At 63.8% G+C, this 16,281-nt stretch carries 13 protein-coding genes; 5 read left to right on the plus strand and 8 right to left on the minus strand.

Features of this window, described 5'->3' with window-relative positions; genetic code table 11:
• Window positions 1-11 precede the first annotated feature (11 nt).
• Complete coding sequence (locus AC0L3S_RS04075; RefSeq protein WP_473278163.1) at window positions 12-1,379, minus strand: amidase; 1,368 nt, start codon at window positions 1,377-1,379, stop codon at window positions 12-14.
• On the minus strand, window positions 1,360-2,556 hold the full coding sequence (locus AC0L3S_RS04080; protein ID WP_473278164.1) for an MFS transporter: 1,197 nt from the start codon (window positions 2,554-2,556) through the stop codon (window positions 1,360-1,362). Before AC0L3S_RS04080 ends, AC0L3S_RS04075 begins: the two co-directional genes overlap by 20 nt.
• 26 nt (window positions 2,557-2,582) lie before the next feature.
• On the opposite strand from AC0L3S_RS04080, the gene AC0L3S_RS04085 reads away from it, so the two are divergent.
• Window positions 2,583-2,918 carry a hydroxyisourate hydrolase gene (locus tag AC0L3S_RS04085; RefSeq protein ID WP_473278165.1) on the plus strand — a complete coding sequence of 112 codons (336 nt, stop codon included), beginning with the start codon at window positions 2,583-2,585 and terminating at the stop codon, window positions 2,916-2,918.
• Here the strand turns inward: AC0L3S_RS04085 and AC0L3S_RS04090 are convergent, their stop codons facing one another.
• From AC0L3S_RS04090 to AC0L3S_RS04105, 4 genes are read right to left on the minus strand one after another with little or no spacing between them, the layout of a single operon-like run.
• A complete protein-coding gene (locus AC0L3S_RS04090; protein ID WP_473278166.1) occupies window positions 2,919-3,734 on the minus strand; it encodes an ABC transporter permease in 816 nt (271 codons plus the stop codon).
• Window positions 3,731-4,597: an ABC transporter permease gene (locus tag AC0L3S_RS04095; RefSeq protein ID WP_473258024.1), complete on the minus strand. Its 867-nt coding sequence runs from the start codon at window positions 4,595-4,597 to the stop codon at window positions 3,731-3,733. Before AC0L3S_RS04095 ends, AC0L3S_RS04090 begins: the two co-directional genes overlap by 4 nt.
• A gap of 4 nt (window positions 4,598-4,601) precedes the next feature.
• Window positions 4,602-5,648, minus strand: a complete 1,047-nt coding sequence (locus AC0L3S_RS04100; RefSeq protein WP_473278167.1) for an ABC transporter substrate-binding protein — start codon at window positions 5,646-5,648, stop codon at window positions 4,602-4,604.
• A 29-nt stretch (window positions 5,649-5,677) separates the two neighbouring features.
• On the minus strand, window positions 5,678-6,772 hold the full coding sequence (locus AC0L3S_RS04105; protein WP_473278168.1) for an ABC transporter ATP-binding protein: 1,095 nt from the start codon (window positions 6,770-6,772) through the stop codon (window positions 5,678-5,680).
• Window positions 6,773-6,860: 88 nt separating this feature from the next.
• Between AC0L3S_RS04105 and AC0L3S_RS04110 the strand changes: the two genes are divergently transcribed.
• Complete coding sequence (locus tag AC0L3S_RS04110) at window positions 6,861-8,243, plus strand: amidase (protein ID WP_473278169.1); 1,383 nt, start codon at window positions 6,861-6,863, stop codon at window positions 8,241-8,243.
• Here the strand turns inward: AC0L3S_RS04110 and AC0L3S_RS04115 are convergent.
• Together AC0L3S_RS04115 and AC0L3S_RS04120 are read right to left on the minus strand one after the other, a co-directional pair.
• Window positions 8,240-8,989 (minus strand): aspartate/glutamate racemase family protein, encoded by a 750-nt coding sequence (locus AC0L3S_RS04115; protein ID WP_473278170.1) that lies wholly within the window; start codon window positions 8,987-8,989, stop codon window positions 8,240-8,242. The genes AC0L3S_RS04110 and AC0L3S_RS04115 overlap by 4 nt on opposite strands.
• A gap of 2 nt (window positions 8,990-8,991) precedes the next feature.
• Entirely contained in the window at window positions 8,992-9,702 is a 711-nt protein-coding gene (locus AC0L3S_RS04120; RefSeq protein WP_473278171.1) for a GntR family transcriptional regulator, read from the minus strand.
• Between the two features lie 205 nt (window positions 9,703-9,907).
• Here AC0L3S_RS04120 and AC0L3S_RS04125 point away from each other — a divergent pair, with 205 nt between their 5' ends.
• From AC0L3S_RS04125 to AC0L3S_RS04135, 3 genes are all read left to right on the plus strand, one after another.
• Window positions 9,908-10,648, plus strand: coding sequence for a maleate cis-trans isomerase family protein (locus AC0L3S_RS04125; RefSeq protein WP_473278172.1), 741 nt, complete (start codon window positions 9,908-9,910; stop codon window positions 10,646-10,648).
• 11 nt (window positions 10,649-10,659) lie between these two features.
• The gene (gene hydA / locus AC0L3S_RS04130; RefSeq protein ID WP_473278173.1) at window positions 10,660-12,069 is read left to right on the plus strand and encodes a dihydropyrimidinase; all 1,410 of its coding nucleotides are present in this window, start codon (window positions 10,660-10,662) and stop codon (window positions 12,067-12,069) included.
• Window positions 12,070-14,658: 2,589 nt separating this feature from the next.
• A complete protein-coding gene (locus AC0L3S_RS04135; RefSeq protein ID WP_473278174.1) occupies window positions 14,659-15,975 on the plus strand; it encodes a DUF3422 family protein in 1,317 nt (438 codons plus the stop codon).
• The last annotated feature ends 306 nt before the right edge of the window (window positions 15,976-16,281 follow it).

A 16,281-nucleotide genomic window follows, 5' to 3' on the forward strand; every position in this document is an offset into this window, starting at 1 on the left:
GCCTCTCGGGACTACGTTCGCAACATGGCCTCGATCTCTTGCGCTGCTTCAAGCAGCGTGCGGTCTTGTCCGCGCGCGGCGATGACCTGAAGGCCGAATGGAAGTCCGCGCCGATCCGTTCCGCACGGTATCGAAATCGCCGGCAGGCGGGCATGATTGACAAAGGGCGTGAACACCGCGTGCGCGCGCGGGCTCGCCGCGCGGCCACCGATCGTCTCGGGTCCGAGCTGGGTGAATGGCCACGCGACACAGGGGACGGTCGGCGCCAACAGCAGATCGACCTCGGCGAAGAATGCCGCGAAAGCATTGGCGATCGCGGCGCTTGCCAGCAGCGCACCGGCAACATCGGCGCCCGACCACGTCAGTCCTCGCTCGATCTGTCTGGCGATGTCAGGATCGAAGACGGTCGGATCCTCGCGGAAGGCGTCTCGATAGAGTGCGGCGAGGCCGGCGTGCTGAAGCGGCATGATGGCCTCTTCCGTAGCGCCCGCCGGCCAGACGGGATCGCGCTGCGCGATGCCGAGGCCTGCGGCGGAGAGACGCGCGATGGCGAAAACGAGCCCGTCAGCGACAACATCATCGACGGCGACGTCGAGCCCCAGGCGCGGCGAAAACGCGATGCGCAGACCGGCGATGTTTTTGGCCTCTTGAGCGATGCCCGCTGAATCCGGGTCGCGCGGATCGACGCCGGCCATGGCCTCGAACGCTAGCGCGATATCGGCAATGTCAGTGGCGATCGGCGCGATGACGGAGAGGCTGAAGAACGGTTCGGCGAAGCCGGGCCCATAGGGGATCGCGCCATAGGACGGTTTGAACCCGGCGACGCCGACATGAGCCGGCGGCCTGCGGCTCGAGCCGCCCGCATCGGTGCCGATCGCTAGCGGCACGAGGCCGGCCGCAACCGCGGCGGCAGGGCCGCCCGACGAGCCACCGGGCGTCAACGTGAGATCGAGCGGATGCCGCGTTGGCCCATACAGCGGCGAGGTGGTCACGCCCTTGCAGGCGAATTCCGACGTTGCGCCGATGCCGACGACGACGGCGCCGGCCTTGCGCAGCCGCTCGATCGCAATCGCATCCCGCGGCGCGACGAATTCGGCGAACAGGCGCGAGCCCTGTGTCACACGCCAGTCGCCGACCCAGATGTTGTCCTTGATGACGACGGGGACGCCGGCGAGCGGCATCGTCACGCCGGCGCGCAGGCGATCATCGACCGCTGCGGCGTCGGCAAGCGTACGCGCGGGAGCGGTCGTCACCACTGCGTTCAGCGCCTTGGCGGCCTCGATGCGCGCAAGCGCGGCCTTGGCGGTCTCGACCGCACTCGTTCGTCCGGCGGAGACGTCGGCCGCAATCTCGCACGCGCTACTTCTTCCCTTTGTCATGGCCTCCCCAGATCAGTGCCAATGTGCCGCAGAGGGCGAGGCACGCCAAGGCGAAGAAGGCGGCACCAAGACTGGCTGCGCCGTCCAGGAGCGACACCAGCGCCGGTGCTGCCAAGAGGCCGGCATAGGATGCTGTCAGCACCGCGCCGGTGGTCTCGCCAATCCTGTCCTGCGGAGCGAGACGTGCGATCTCGGCCACGAAGACACCGTTCCAGCCCGATGCCGTCAGGCCGAACAGAGCTGCAATCGCGAACTGGCCGGTCCGTCCGAGCGATGCGCCATCGAGACTCAGCAGCGCGGCGCAGAAAGTCATGCCGAGGCCGATGACGACGAGAACTCCGCGCGAGGCATTGAGGCGCGTTGCGACGAGGCCCCAGCCGAGCCGGCCGATCAGGCCGCCGGCTTGGGCGCAAGCAAGCGCCATGCCGGCCTCGACATGGCTGAGGCCGAGCTCGCGGGTGCCGAGCGTGACGAAGACCGTATTGAGCGACACCTGCATCGCGCTGAACGGCATCGAGGCCAGCGCCAGCATTGCGATGCGCCGGTCCGCGGTCACCAGTGCCAGCCGCATGCGAAGGCCAAGCTCCGGCTGTGGAATGACCTTGGCGGCGTACGCCGGACGCAGGCGCTCGAACCACGCCATCGCCAGCAGCGCACACGCGCTCACGGCGGCATAGCACCAGGCGGGTCCAAGCGAGATTGCGATCGCGGGCAGAACCAGCGAGCCGCAGATGGCGCCGATCTGGTTTCCGGTCTGGCGAACCGAGAACACGAGTGCGCGCCGCTCGGCCGTCACGAGCCGCGCCAGCAGCGCCGCGCTTGCGGGCGTCTCCGGTCCGAAGGCGAGGCCAAGACAGAGGCCGGCTGCGAACAGGGCCGCCGTCGAGCCGAGCGAAGCCAGCGCCATGCTGGCGACGATCACCGCCGCGCAGAGGCTCGCGATCCGCAGCGACCCGAGGCGAGCGATGAACCCGCCGCCCCAGAACGAGGCGGGAATGCCGACCGCGAACACGGCGCAGGAGAATATCGAGAGCTGCCAGACCTCGATATGGGCGCGCGGTGCCACCACGCCCGGCGCGAACAGAGCCAGCGCCACCAGCGCCTGAAGCGAGGTCATGGCGCCAAGCGCCGGCAACAATGCGGGCGCTGGCCGAACGGCCGTGTTTGCGTCTACCATGGCGCTGCGTTCATTGGAGGAACATTGTGGCAGGCGGCATTTCCATTCACGCGGTCGATGTGGCGAGCGGACGCCCGGCGCAGGGCCTGCGCGTCGAGATCTGGCGGATCGGTCCGGACTCCTCGCGCGTCGCCGACGGCAGGCTCGGCGCGAATGGCGTGCTCGATCATCCCATTTCCGAGGGCGCGGGCGTGACGGCAGGCGAGTACGAGGTCCTGTTTCATCTCGGCGAGTTCTTTGGCGAGCGCGACGGTTTTCTCACGGTGACGCCGTTCCGTTTCCGCATCAAGGCTGTTGACGAGCATTTTCATCTGCCGCTGAAATTCACGCGCTGGGGCTACTCGCTGTTCCGCGGCGCCTGATCAGTTGGTCAGCCGCCTCGACAATCCCGTGACGCGCTCCATGATCGCGACCAGCGCGACCGTCGCAATGATCAGCACGCCCGAGAGCGCGGCGATGGTGACGTCGAGCTTGCCCTCGAGGTCCTGCCACATCCGGATCGGCAGCATGTCGGTGGCGGCGTCGCGCAGGAACAGCGACACCGGCACATTGTCGAACGACGACATGAAGGCGATGAAGGCGCCCGCGATGATGCCCGGCCGGATCAGCGGCAGCACGATGCGGCGGAACGTGTAGATGCGGCTGGCGCCCAGCACGGCCGAACTTTCCAGCAGGGTCGGCTCCAGCTGGGCAAGCGCCGCAATCGTGTTGCGCACGACATAGGGCACGCAGACCACGGTGTGGCCGATCACCAATGTCAGCGGCGACACCGGAAGTCCCACCAGCGAGAACAGCATCAATGCGGCAAGGCCGAAGGCCAGCGCCGGCAGCACCAGCGGCGACATGAACAGGGAATCGAGCAGCCGCGCCGAGAGCGTCGGCGAGCGCGAGATCGCGAGCGCGGCGGCAACGCCGAGCACGACGGACAGGCCCGTCGCCCACAGCGCCACCATGAGGCTGTTCTTGGCGGCGAAGTGCAGCTGCCAGGCGTTCCACAATTCGGCGTACCAGCGCAGCGAATAGCCCGGCGGCGGGAAACGCAGAGAGAAGCCGCTGGTGAAGGAGACGATCAGCACCACCAGCGACGGCGCGATGATGACGATCAGCGCGATCACGGCGACCACGGTCATGACCAGCTCGAAGCTGAACGCCTCCAGGGTACGTTTGCGCCCGCTCATGATGCGCCTCCGTAGCCGCGCGACAGGCGGCCGAGCGTGGTGAAGAGCGAGACGACCGCGAGCACGGCGAGCAGAAAGATGATCGAGATTGCGGAGGCAAACGGCCAGTTCTGCAGCGTCGAAGCCTGCTGGTAGAGATACATCGGCATGAACAACATCTGCCCGCCGCCGATCAGAGACTGGGTGATGAAGGCCGTGATCGCGGCGGCATAGGTCAGCGTGCATCCGGCGATCACGCCGGGCAGCGACAGCGGCAGCACGATCTTGAAGAAGGTGCGCCAGCTTCCGGCGCCGAGCGAGCAGGAGGCATCGTCGAGATTGGAATCGATGCGGCCGAGCGCGGTGATCAGGGGCAACGTCATCAGCGGCATCTGCACCTGCGCCAGCGCGAGCACCACGCCGAACTGGGTGTAGAGCAGCTTCAACGGCGTATCGATGATGCCGAGGGATTGCAGCGTCGCGTTGATGATGCCCTGGCGGCCGAGAATGACGATCCACGCGAAGGTCCGGACCACGACGCTGGTCAAAAGCGGTAGCAGCACGATCAGGATGATGATGGTCTGAAGCCGCGGCCCGACCCGCTGGTAGAGCCATGCGATGGGAAAGCCGAGCACGAGGCAGACGGCCGTCACCTCCGCCCCCAGCAGCAGCGTCGAGCCGAGCACGCTGAGGCTGAAGGGATCTGTGAGGAACTGCTGATACTGGCTGAGCCCCCAATGGAGCGCGGCGGTGTCGTTGTGCAGCGAGAGCCACAGCAATTGGAGCAGCGGCGCCACGAAGAACACCAGGAAGAACAGCGCCAGCGGCGCTGCCAATCCCATTCCGTAGGACGTGACGTCTCGTGACGCCGGCGCTGTGCCCATGGCGCTAGATCTTGATCTCGCGGTTGAAGCGCTCGATCCAGGCCGAGCGCTGCTCGTTGATCTTCTTCCAGTCCTGGAATACGAACTTCTGCTTCAGCTCCGCGGTGTCCTTGGCGAGCACGCGCGCGATCTCGCCGCCCATGGTGACCTTGGAATTGGTCGGAACGATCAAGTAGGGCGGATTCATCAGCGTGGTCTGCACTTCCGGCGTCAACGACGCCTCGATCAGCTTGAAGGCGAGCTCGCGGTTGGGCGAGTTCTTGACGATGTGGATCGTGGTCTTGAAGGCAATGGCACCTTCCTTCGGCGCCACGAACTCGACCGGCACGCCGCGCGCCTTCAGGATCTGGATGGCGTTGAAATTGCCGGGCGAGATGTCGATCTGGCCCTGCTGGAATAGGGTGGCGAGCGCGCCGGGATTGGCGGCCACCGCGGCGAGGTTGGGCTTCAGCTCCTCGATCGCCTTGAAGCCGGGATCGACATTGGCCTCCGAGCCGCCGCGCATCTTGGCGATCTCGACCAGCCAGCCGGTGCCGAGCGTCGAGTTGAGGTTGGTGATGCCGACGCGGCCTTTGAACTCGGGCTTCCACAGATCGGCCCAGGAGGTCGGCGGCGTCTTGACGGCTTCCGGATTGTAGGTGAGGCCGACGACCTGAAAGAAGGGGGCAGGGCCCATCGGCTCCTGGGCCTCGGCGATCAGGTCCTTGTAATAGGCGCTCTTCTCGACGGGGTATGGCTCGACGAGATCCTGGCCGATCGCGACCAGGGCTGGGCCGGGATCATGCAGCATGACGTCGATCGGCGGATTGGCCTTGGCGGCGTTCACCTTGGCGATCTGGTCGACAGAGAGCATGGGGTCGAGCACCATCGCGGCGTCCGCGTTGGCCTTGCGAAAGGCCGGGACCAGCACGGCCTTGTGCGCCTCCTCCCAGCTTCCGGTAAAGGTCGCAAACACCAGCGGGCGGGCTTGAGCAAAGCTAAGGCCGGGAAACGCCTTCATGGCGCCGAGTGTGAGTGCGGTCGTCATCAGGCTTCGGCGGTTCATAATCATGTCGAACTCCCTCTGGACAGAGACTGGATCTAAAGCGTTGCTGGAAAAGCGTTGGCGAGCGATGGGGCGAGCGGGGCAAGGCGTACCGCGGCGCCGCTCTCCAGCGTGCGCGTCTCGCCGATGCGCGCCTGGGAAATCTTGACGCCGGAGCCGTCGGCGGTCCTGACCTCGTGGACCACGGTGGCTCCTAACGGCAGCGACATGCCGACTACGCCGGCAAAGCCGGTCTCGTCACCGACGAATTGCAGATGCTCGGGGCGGATGCACACGGTGACGCGGCCGCCTTCGGTGAGAGCGCCGCCGGCGGGGCGCGCGATAATTTCCGCGCCGGCATCGAGACGGACTTTTGCTGCCGTCCGATCCGCCGAGACGACGACGCCAGTCATGCGGTTGCTGGCTCCGACAAACGTGTTGACGAACAGCGTCTGCGGCCGGTCATAGACGTCCGATGGCGATCCGAACTGCTCGAGCTTGCCGTGGCTCAGCACGGCGACGCGATCGGCCATCGACAGCGCCTCTTCCTGGTCATGGGTCACGATCAGCGTGGTGATGCCGGAGACGCGTTGCAGCCGCTTGACCTCGATCTGCATGTCCAGCCGCAAATTCTTGTCGAGCGCGGCAAAGGGCTCGTCGAGCAGCAGGATCGACGGCTTGATCGCCAGCGCGCGAGCGAGCGCCACGCGCTGCTGCTGGCCGCCGGAGAGCTGCCGTGGCAACCGTTCCGACATGGTCGGCAGCTGCACCAAATCCAGCAGGCGCTGCGCTTCGCGTTGGCGGGTCGCCTTGTCGATGCCGCGCGCGGCAAGCCCGTAAGCGACGTTCTCGCTGATGCTGAGATGGGGGAATAGTGCGTAGTTCTGGAACACGATGCCGACCGCGCGACGGTTCGGCGGCAGCGCGTCGACGATGTCGTCGCCGATGATGATCCGCCCTTGCGTCTGCGCGATGAAGCCGGCGATGATGCGCAGCAGCGTTGTCTTGCCGCAGCCGGAGGGGCCGAGCAGGGCGATGATCTCGCCCCCTTTGATGTCGAGATTGATGTTCTCGACCGCGAGCGCGCCGCTCGGATAGCGGTGGGTGACGGCGTCGACGACGAGCGATCGGCCGCCTTGCGCTTCAGCCATGATGTTGCCTCCCGTTCTCCCGAGGAAGAAAGCAAGTCTCGTGCCCGGGCTGGTCGCTTTTCGATTCGAGGTTTGGCATGGTGGGGCGATGACATCGATCTGCGATCTCACCGCCACAATCCTCGCGCGCGCCATCGCGAAGGGCCAGCTGTCCTCGCGTGAGGTCGTCGAGGCGCATCTGGCGCGGATTGCGCACAGTGACGTGCAATTGGCGGCATTCGTGACTGTCGATGCGGAGGGGGCCCGCCGTGCCGCTGATGTCTGCGACGCCGCGCCCGCGCCGATCGGCGCGCTGCATGGCGTGCCAATAGGGATCAAGGACCTCACTGACACCGCGGGACTCGCGACCACGTACGGATCGGCTCTGTTTCGCGATCACGTTCCGGCCGAAGACGATCTCGTGGTCGCGCGGCTGCGGCGCGCCGGCGCGATCATTCTGGGAAAGACCAACACGCCCGAATTCGGCTTCGGCGCGGTCTGCACCAACAAATTGCGTGGGCCGACCCGCAATCCCTTCAATCCCGCGCTGACCTCGGGCGGATCCTCCGGCGGCTCCGCGGTTGCGGTCGCGGCCGGCATGGTGCCGCTGGCCCATGGCACCGATTTCGGCGGCTCCGTGCGCACCCCCGCAAGTTTTTGTGATGTCGCCTCGATCCGGCCGACGCCCGGCCGGATTCCGTCGCCGCGCCGCCCGCTCGGCTGGGACATGCTCGCCACCCAAGGTTTTCTGGCCCGCGGCGTCGACGATCTCGAACTGGCGCTGTCGGTCTGTGCGGGGGGCGATGCGCACGACCCGCTCTCGATGGGCGTCGTCAATGACGAGCGGCCGGTTGTAATCCGTCCCCGGATCGCAGTGACGCCCGATTTCGGTGTCGCGCCCGTGGCGCGCGATGTCCGTGCGCGGTTCGCCGCGGCCTGCGAGGCACTCGCGGTCGTTGCCGATGTGGTACCGTCCGCGCCCTATTGCGGCGGTGCGATCGAGACATTTCGGACGCTGCGCGGCGCGCACATCGCCAACAGCTATGGAGAGCTGCTGAAGGCGCGCCGCGCCGAGCTCACGCCCGCCGTGATCTGGAATATCGAGGCGGGCGCAAAGCTCTCCGCGGAGGACTATCTCAACGCCGAGCGGTGCCGCACCGGCATCTACCGCAGCTTTCGCGAGCTGTTCAGCCACACCGATTTCCTGGTGGCGCCGGCGGCGTCCGTTTTGCCCTGGCCCAATGAAATCAGCGACGTCGCCGCGATCGATGGCGCTGCGCTGGAGACGCCGATCGATTATCTCGCCGTCACCTTCATCGTGTCGCTGGTCGGCTTCCCGGTGCTGACGCTGCCGGCGCCGCGAGGGGAGAGCGAGCTGCCGTTCGGCATCCAGATCATCGCACCACCGGGATGCGAATCCCGCCTGTTTGGCTTCGGCCGTGCCATCGAGAACGAACTCGGTTTTTCCCATCGTTGGCCGAAGCTTCCCTAGCTGTCGCGATGCTCGAGCCGGGCGGCGAGCGCCTCGGCAAGGCCAAGTGTGGGTTTGGCGGCGGGGCGGCGGTACGTGCCTGCAGTTGCCTTGCGGAGGCGTAGCGCCACCAGCGCCTCAGCCTGCTTCACCGAGGCGATGACTTGATCGACGACGGGGACGGGGATCCGGTCGGCGACGCGCTCGGCGAGGCCCGAGAGCGGCGCACCCGCAAAGATCAGCACGTCGGCGTCGTCCTCCACGATCGCGCGCCGGGCGAGATCGACCAGCACATCCTCCTTCTCGGTGCCGACTTCGGAGATCGCCTGGAACGGCGTGTCGAGCATACGGATACCGGCGCAGCGCTCCCACAGGCCGTGGGCGCGGACGCATTCCTCGTACCAGGGGCCGAGCGCCTGGGCGAAGGTGACGATGGCGAAGCGCCGTCCGGCCATGCAGGCGGTCAGCATCGCCGCTTCCGCCATGCCGACCACGGGAATGTCGAAAGTTTCGCGCGCGGCGAACAGGCCGGGGTCGCCGAAGGCGGCGATGATCGCTGCGTCGACCTTGCGATGCTGCCCGGCCAGCATCTCCAGCGCAATGGCACCGCCGATCTGTGCCTCGGTGCGCGTCGAGATGTAGGGCACGCCGCGGATGGCGGTGCAGGGGATCAGCTCGGTGCCGGGCGCGGCCGCGCGCTGAGCGACTCCCGTCATCAGCTGCGTGACTGCGGTGCTGGTGTTCGGGTTGAGCAGCAGCAGCTTCATGATTACGCCGCCGTCTGCTTGGCTTGAGAGGCCGCGATGACTTCGAGCAGCGCCGTGCCGGTGCGCCGGACATGAGTACCGAGCAGACGGCCCGCGGTTTCGCTGTCGCGCGCCTCCAGCGCCGCCAGGATACCGGCGTGCTCGTCGACCGAATTGCTCCAGCGGCGGTCGGCGCCGAGCGCGAGGTAACGTGCGCGTTCGGCGCGGGAGATCAGCGTCTCGTGCGCCTCCCGCAGCGGCGCGTTGCGGGCCATGCGGACGATGGTGTTGTGGATCTCGCCGTTGATGGCGAAGTACTCGTCGAGCTTGCCGTTGCGATGATGGCCTTCCATGCGGGTCTGAAGCGTGCGCAGGCGGGCGAGGTCGCGCTCGGTGGCGCGCTCCGCGGCAAGCTCGGCAGCCAGCCGCTCGATGCCGGCCAGCGCCTCGAACAATTCGGAGATGCCGCCCACGGCGATGTCGGCGATGCGCGGGCTGCGGTTGGGGCGCAGCTCGATCAATCCTTCGGCTGCCAGCACCTTCATCGCCTCGCGCAGCGGCGTGCGCGACACTCCGAGCTCCTTCGACAGTCTGGTTTCCCGGGTCTGCGATCCCGGCGGCAGCTCGCCGCGAATGATCATCGTCCGCATCCGCGCGGCGGCGCGCTCGTGCAGGCCCATCCGCTTGAGTTTGGGGGACTTTCGGCCCGGGTTCGGTTCGGATTTTTGCGGCACGCCGGCCTTCCTGCTGACGTGCGATCGTAGCCAATTTCCTTCATGTGAGGTGCCCAAATAGGAGACGTATGTGGCTAAAAACAAATGCATATCGAATAAATTGTATGCAGCATGCAGATTGCGGGTTGCGTGGACGGATGCGGACGCGGATGATCTTTTGAGGAAGCGGAGGAGCGCTTTCGCCGCAACGGAGCGACTGCGATCGATGCCAATTGTACGCAAACGCCTCGGCATGATCACGCCGTCCTCTAATTCGGTGCTGGAGCCTGTCACCAGTGCCATGCTGGATGGCGTTGACGGCGTCACCGCGCACTTCTCGCGCTTTCGCGTCACCGAGATCGCACTCGACGCTGCCGCGCTGAACCAGTTCGACGCCTCGGTGATGCTGCCCGCGGCGGACCTGCTCGCCGATGCGAAGGTCGATGCCATCGCCTGGAACGGTACGTCCGCAAGCTGGCTCGGCATCGGTCGAGACTGGAGCCTTTGCGAGGCAATCACGTTGCGCACAGGCGTGCCCGCGACAACGTCAACGCTTGCCTGCATCGATGCCGCGCGTGCGCTCGGCGCCAAACATGTCGGCCTGGTCTCGCCCTATACCGATGACGTGCAGCGGCGGATCGGTGACGTCTGGGCAGAGGAGGGGATCGCCCCGCATGCGGAGCGGCACCTCGGACTGCGCGACAATTTCTCCTTCGGCGAGGTCGCGCCCGCGACGATCGCGGACATGATCCGCGCAGTGGCGGCTGACGGCGCCGATGCTGTCGTCATCCTCTGCACCAACCTCGAAGGCGCCGCGCTGACGGCCTCGCTCGAACGGGAATTGAATGTCGCGGTGCTCGATTCGGTCGCGGTCACGCTGTGGCGAACCCTGGAGCTCGCGGGCGGCGACGCCGGGGCTCTTGCCGATTGGGGGCGGATCTTCCAGACATCGACGGTCATCAAGTGACGGAGACTCCTGTGACGCAGCTCGATCTCGCTATTCGCGGCGGCACCATCGTGACGGCCAGCGACGAGTTCCGCGCCGATATCGGCATTCGCGACGGCCGCATCGTCAGCATTGCGGATCATCTGGAGGGTGCTGCCCGCGAGATCGATGCGACCGGGCTGCTGGCCCTGCCAGGCGGGATCGACAGCCACGTCCACATCTCGCAGGCCTCCGGCCCCGACGTGGTGATGGCCGACGACTTCGCCTCAGCGACCCGTTCGGCAGCCGCCGGCGGCAACACCATGGTGCTGCCCTTTGCGCTGCAGGAGAAGGGGACCTCGCTGCGGGCGTGCGTCGAGAGCTACCGCAAGCTCGCCGAAGGCGAGTGCTATATCGACACCGCGTTCCATCTCATCATCTCCGATCCGACCGCGGTCGTGCTCGGGCAGGAGCTGCCGGCGCTGGTCAAGGACGGCTACACCTCGTTCAAGGTATTCATGACCTATGACGACCTCGTGCTGAGCGACAAGCAGCTGCTCGAGGTCTTCGAGGTCGCGCGCCGCGAAGAAGCGCTGGTGATGGTCCATTGCGAGGGTTACGACGCCATCCGTTTTCTCACCTCAAAACTCGAGCGAGAGGGGCATATCGCCCCATATTTCCATGGCGTGTCGCGGCCGCAGGCCGTCGAGCGCGAAGCCACGCATCGCGCCATCAGTCATGCCGAGGTGATCGGCGTTCCCATCATGATCGTGCATGTCTCCGGCCGTGAGGCGATGGAGCAGGTGCGCTGGGCCCAGCAGCGCGGATTGCCCGTTCATGCCGAGACCTGCCCGCAATACATCACGCTGACGGCCGACGACATGAAGAGCCTGAACATGGACATGTCAGGCGCGAAATACGTCTGCTCGCCGCCACCGCGGGACGCGGAAAGCCAGCAGGCGATCTGGGAAGGCATCACCACGGGTGTGTTCCAGACCTTCTCGTCCGATCACTGCCCGTTCCGCTACGACGATCCCAAGGGCAAGCTGACGCCGAACGGCCGCACCTCCTTCCGCTGGGTGCCCAACGGCATTCCCGGCGTCGAGACCCGGCTGCCGATCCTGTTCTCGGAAGGCGTGTCGAAGGGACGGATCAGCCTGCAAAAATTCGTCGAGCTGACCGCGACCAACCATGCACGCATCTACGGCCTCTATCCGCGCAAGGGCTCGATCGGCATCGGCTTCGATGCGGATATCGTGCTGTGGGACCCCAAATTGAAGAAACCGATTCGGCAGGCGGATCTGCATCACGGCTCGGACTACACGCCATGGGAAGGGTTCGACGTCACGGGATGGCCGGTAACGACGATCGCCCGTGGCCGGGTTGTGTACGAGCACGGCAGGATCGTGGGCGACAAAGGCGCCGGCGACGTTCTCAGCCGCGGCAGGTCGAGCCTGATCTGATCGGGCTCAACACGTTGCTGCGCAACTGTGCCGGCCGTGCGCGGCGGCGATGACCGTCTCAAGTCCGCAGATCATGCCGGTCATATCAATCGTCACAGTCCTTGCGACGGCGGAAAGTCTCTGACACATAGCGGTTCTTGCGACGGACCTGGACGCGCCAGTTCCACTCCCTAGGGCCCGGCGTGCGCACCGAGAGCTCAAATCGGGTACAAACGTGTGCAATTTCGGCTAGGTTAGAATGCGCACGTTCCTATTGAGGCGATAAGGTAGGCCGTTGAAATCGCAGCACTATAGCTTTTCCGTGGCGCCCATGTGCACGGTGTGTGCACCGGGAGATCAAAGAAAATCCAGCAACAACCAATGCTAGCGGTGTTCTGAACGCTCATTGGCGTCAGCGGCGCGGATGTCTCCGAGAGGGTTTGAGTTCGCATGCCGGACCAGACCAATCGATGGCACGCTACGTGATGCCGTCATCACGCACCTGACCATCGCCCAACGTTTCGGTCATCTTTCGGCAACGTGCCGCCACGAGCGGCGCGATCCCATTTGAAAGCTCGATGAAGAACAAAAATACCTTGCTGGCTCATTCTCTCGATATTCCAGAACACTTAATCCGCAAATCGCTTGCAAATGACGTCACCGTATAATGCGCACCGTGAGAACAAATGGATAATCAAACTGGCTCATTTTCTGGTAACGCTCAGCCAAGCTGTCGGTTGCGCTTGTGAACTGCAGTTTTGCAATGTGCAGCCTGTCCCCACGCGTCAGAGTGCTTTATGGGCCTTGATTACCGATGTCGGTCGACGAGCTATCAGGAGCTTCCATCTTGAGCCACTAGCCAGGCGACAGGCGAGGATAGTCAGAGGCGATCCTCTTGAATACGAAACGGAAGGACTTAACGAGAGGATCGAAGAGCTTCTTTCAATGGTCGGAAGCAAAAATAGGTCCGTCTCTGCGGGCGACGTGGCGGAGAAGCTGGAGAGTCTCCTTACTCTTCGCTAATCTTACCCCCAACCGGAAAACGCGACCTACCTCGTTCATGCGATCTCTGCAGGATTGGGAGATCGTCATGATCTGGGTATTCTCTTGCGGCGCTCCGAAGTGATGGAGGTCTTAGCTATGGCAACGCGCCCATTTACACTTGAAAGGAACGTATACTTCCCGGACGATTGGGCTCAGCATTTCCCTACGCAGAACCAGGCTGCCGATGGTCAACGCCGCAGACGACTGGGAATGGCATTTCCTTCGCGGAATTAAAAAGGAAGTCCCCTGCGAATAAGGACGCTCCTTGACGGGTGGTCGCGATCCGGAGTCTGATCGCCTGCATGGGCGCCATCAGCACGACATCGACGAACTTGCGCGCATGGAGCGACTGTGTCGGGGGCTGGGGGAGGAGAGCAGGGTGTCCGCCGAGGCTGGCGCGCTGCGAGAGGGCTGAAAACTACGGCCGTGAGGCTGCGAAACTCGCCGTGGATAGGACCGTAGATTGCTCGCGCGGAGCTCGAAAAAGTGGAGCAACTTCAAGAAGGTTGACCAGACACCCCTTCCGCCCACTGCTTGTCCACTCAAACCGTAGGACAGATCTCGCGCGGCGCGCGAAGTCCAAGCCGTTCGCGGTCGAAGCGGCGGTAGCTCCACGATTTGAACCTATGGCGGGCAAGGAGTGGACGAACGTTTCCTTTGATTGGCTCCAGTCGGATATCCATTGCTGGAGCTAGCTCAAACTTGCTGATGGATTGGACCGAGAGTTCAATTGTTTCAACCGGTTAAAAGCTGTCGTGTGCACGACGTATGCACCGGGAAAATCCTGTCACGGCCAACGTCAGCCGGCTTGTGGCCCATGTGCAGGCTCTGAATTTGCCGGGGCCGGCGCGGGTGAGTGCCCACTAGCAGTCCCAGTCATTCTAGGTGGAATGATCAAAAAATTGCGTGTGTGAGTGCCACTCTCTCCGCAGCCCTTACGCCACCGAAACACCGTGCGCAGACCCAATGGTACAGGTCGACCATTTGCGCGTCGTAGATTTGGATAGTGGGACGAGCAAATAGGACGGCTGCGCGATCAGAATGTCATCGTTTGCCGCTCAGTTCGCGCAACGCGCCCCGAGCGTATCGACGAAGGCGCGATCCCATCGCCCCTCAGGGACCGCGTCGATAGTGCCGTGTTCATTTTGCTCCTGCGCCAATGCTTTCTCGATGACCGTTGCGGCCAGGGACGGCAGAATGCGAGGAGGCCGTCCTAGTCGCCTACAATAATGTCGCCCGCGTTCACGGGCATATGGACCACGATGGGTGACGCCGCGCGCGTACACGGGAGAAGTGCGGCCACGGATTTCCGCGAATTGCGCCGTCGAGGACCATGCCGGCAAGCCCCCGACTATCATGGCAATGTCGACATAGTTCAGCCAGAACGGCGTCGGCTTGCGGCGAGTAACCTTGAACAGTCGTCCCTTTGTGAATTCGGATGTGGGGTGTGGGATCTGGGATGTGCGATGTTACAACGCAGCCGTGGTGAAGCCCATCCGTACACTGGAGTTTGCGTACCGGTCGTTTGATGAAGTGTCCATCTTTTAAAGATCACGGGAATTGCAAATGAATGATGTCGTTTTGCTCGTTGATAATGAGGCGCGCAGTCTATCAACCCATGAATTGCGTTCGGCGGTCTTGGGCGAGTTGCATGCTCGTCCATTTACGCCAATCTCCATTCCCAGCCGAATCCTGCACTTCGCTTTCGATACCTCGGAAGGACGCGCGCGGATAGATCGTGCCAATCTCGCAGAGCTATGCAGCAAACATGGGCCGGTGGTACCGTCGCTGGAGGAAAGGTACCATCGCATGCAACTCGGCACGACGGCTCTGCGATGGGAGCAGCATTCCGAGTTCACGACTTATACCTGGGAAATTCCATCAGATGTCGACGTCGAGCCATTCAGCCCAGGAGCGACGTCGCTCGCAGCTGTAATGGGGCTTGTTCCCCAGCCAGGCCCCTTGTTAGTTGCTCTCGATTTGCATCTGCTCCCTGAACAGCAAGATCGGCCAGCACCGCAGCTTCTGTTTGATCGCGCAAGTCTGGCAATGGCAGAGAACTCGGATGGGAAGGCCGTTTATGCCACCGATTTCCAGCCAGATTCCTGCGGATTTGTTCGCATTCTCGTTGTCGACCGAGGACTAGACCGAGAGCGCGCGGGAGCACTCGTTCAGCGCGTCATTGAGGTTGAGACCTATCGCACATTCGCCCTTCTTGGCTTGCCCGAAGCTCATCGGCTCGCGCCCACCGTAGGTCTTGTCGAAAAGCGGTTAGCTGAAGTAATGGACGAAATGCGCAGGGCGAACGACATTGCCAGCAACAGGCAGTTGTTGAATGAACTAACGGAGATGGCGGCGAAGGTCGAGGCAGGCGCAGCCGCCAGCGGTTTTCGCTTTGGAGCCAGTCGTGCTTATGAAGAGATAGTTGCGCAGCGGCTGCAGACGATTGGTGAGAGAAAGCTGAGCGGGTTTCCGACTTGGTCATCCTTCCTGGCGCGCCGAATGGCTCCTGCTATGCGCACTTGCATCACTCTCGATGCGCGGCAAGGCAATCTCTCGGTCAAACTTTCGCGCGCTGCAGACCTCCTGCGAACGCGTGTCGATGTTGAGCTCGAGCAACAGAACCAGGAACTCCTGCAATCAATGAACGCCCGGACTCGCCTGCAATTGCGTCTGCAGACAACGGTCGAGGGGTTATCCGTCGCGGCCATAACTTATTACGTCGTGGGGCTATTTGCATATGTTGTCAAAGCTGCTCATGACAGTGGACGGGTACCGATTGAGCCGAACTACATGATTGCGGGATTTGTTCCGCTTGCCGCAATCATGATTTGGTCCATCGTTCGGAGAATCCGCCGAAAGCACGTCAGCGACGAGCGATGACAACTCAGAAGCGCCTCCGACTATGCAGCAGCAGAACTCATTATACTTCATTGGCCGTATGGAAATCGGTGCGTACGACTATGTATGATTGCTGCGCGTGCGGTTCGACGCGCCGCCGATCGTGTGTGGTCAGTTGCGCGAGACAATGACGCCGCCACCTCTAAACGTTAGCGTCCCGGGCGGAGGGTCCTTCAGAAGCAGCCGCGCTTGAGTGAGGCTGTATGAGCTGGTTATCCGACGTTCAACATTCATCGCGGCCGTTGTCTGATCGCAATCCGTGAAGGCCGCACTCTCCGCCTTCAGCGG

It is taken from the genome of Bradyrhizobium sp. Ken01 (assembly GCF_055807355.1).

What these genes read in the sequence shown, in the direction of transcription:
- AC0L3S_RS04115 (WP_473278170.1), bottom strand. Translation starts at nt 8,989, where the DNA reads ATGAAGCTGCTGCTGCTCAACCCGAACACCAGCACCGCAGTCACGCAG.
- AC0L3S_RS04100 (WP_473278167.1), bottom strand. Translation starts at nt 5,648, where the DNA reads ATGATTATGAACCGCCGAAGCCTGATGACGACCGCACTCACACTCGGC.
- AC0L3S_RS04105 (WP_473278168.1), bottom strand. Translation starts at nt 6,772, where the DNA reads ATGGCTGAAGCGCAAGGCGGCCGATCGCTCGTCGTCGACGCCGTCACC.
- AC0L3S_RS04110 (WP_473278169.1), top strand. Translation starts at nt 6,861, where the DNA reads ATGACATCGATCTGCGATCTCACCGCCACAATCCTCGCGCGCGCCATC.
- AC0L3S_RS04125 (WP_473278172.1), top strand. Translation starts at nt 9,908, where the DNA reads ATGCCAATTGTACGCAAACGCCTCGGCATGATCACGCCGTCCTCTAAT.
- AC0L3S_RS04075 (WP_473278163.1), bottom strand. Translation starts at nt 1,379, where the DNA reads ATGACAAAGGGAAGAAGTAGCGCGTGCGAGATTGCGGCCGACGTCTCC.
- AC0L3S_RS04090 (WP_473278166.1), bottom strand. Translation starts at nt 3,734, where the DNA reads ATGAGCGGGCGCAAACGTACCCTGGAGGCGTTCAGCTTCGAGCTGGTC.
- AC0L3S_RS04080 (WP_473278164.1), bottom strand. Translation starts at nt 2,556, where the DNA reads ATGGTAGACGCAAACACGGCCGTTCGGCCAGCGCCCGCATTGTTGCCG.
- AC0L3S_RS04095 (WP_473258024.1), bottom strand. Translation starts at nt 4,597, where the DNA reads ATGGGCACAGCGCCGGCGTCACGAGACGTCACGTCCTACGGAATGGGA.
- AC0L3S_RS04135 (WP_473278174.1), top strand. Translation starts at nt 14,659, where the DNA reads ATGAATGATGTCGTTTTGCTCGTTGATAATGAGGCGCGCAGTCTATCA.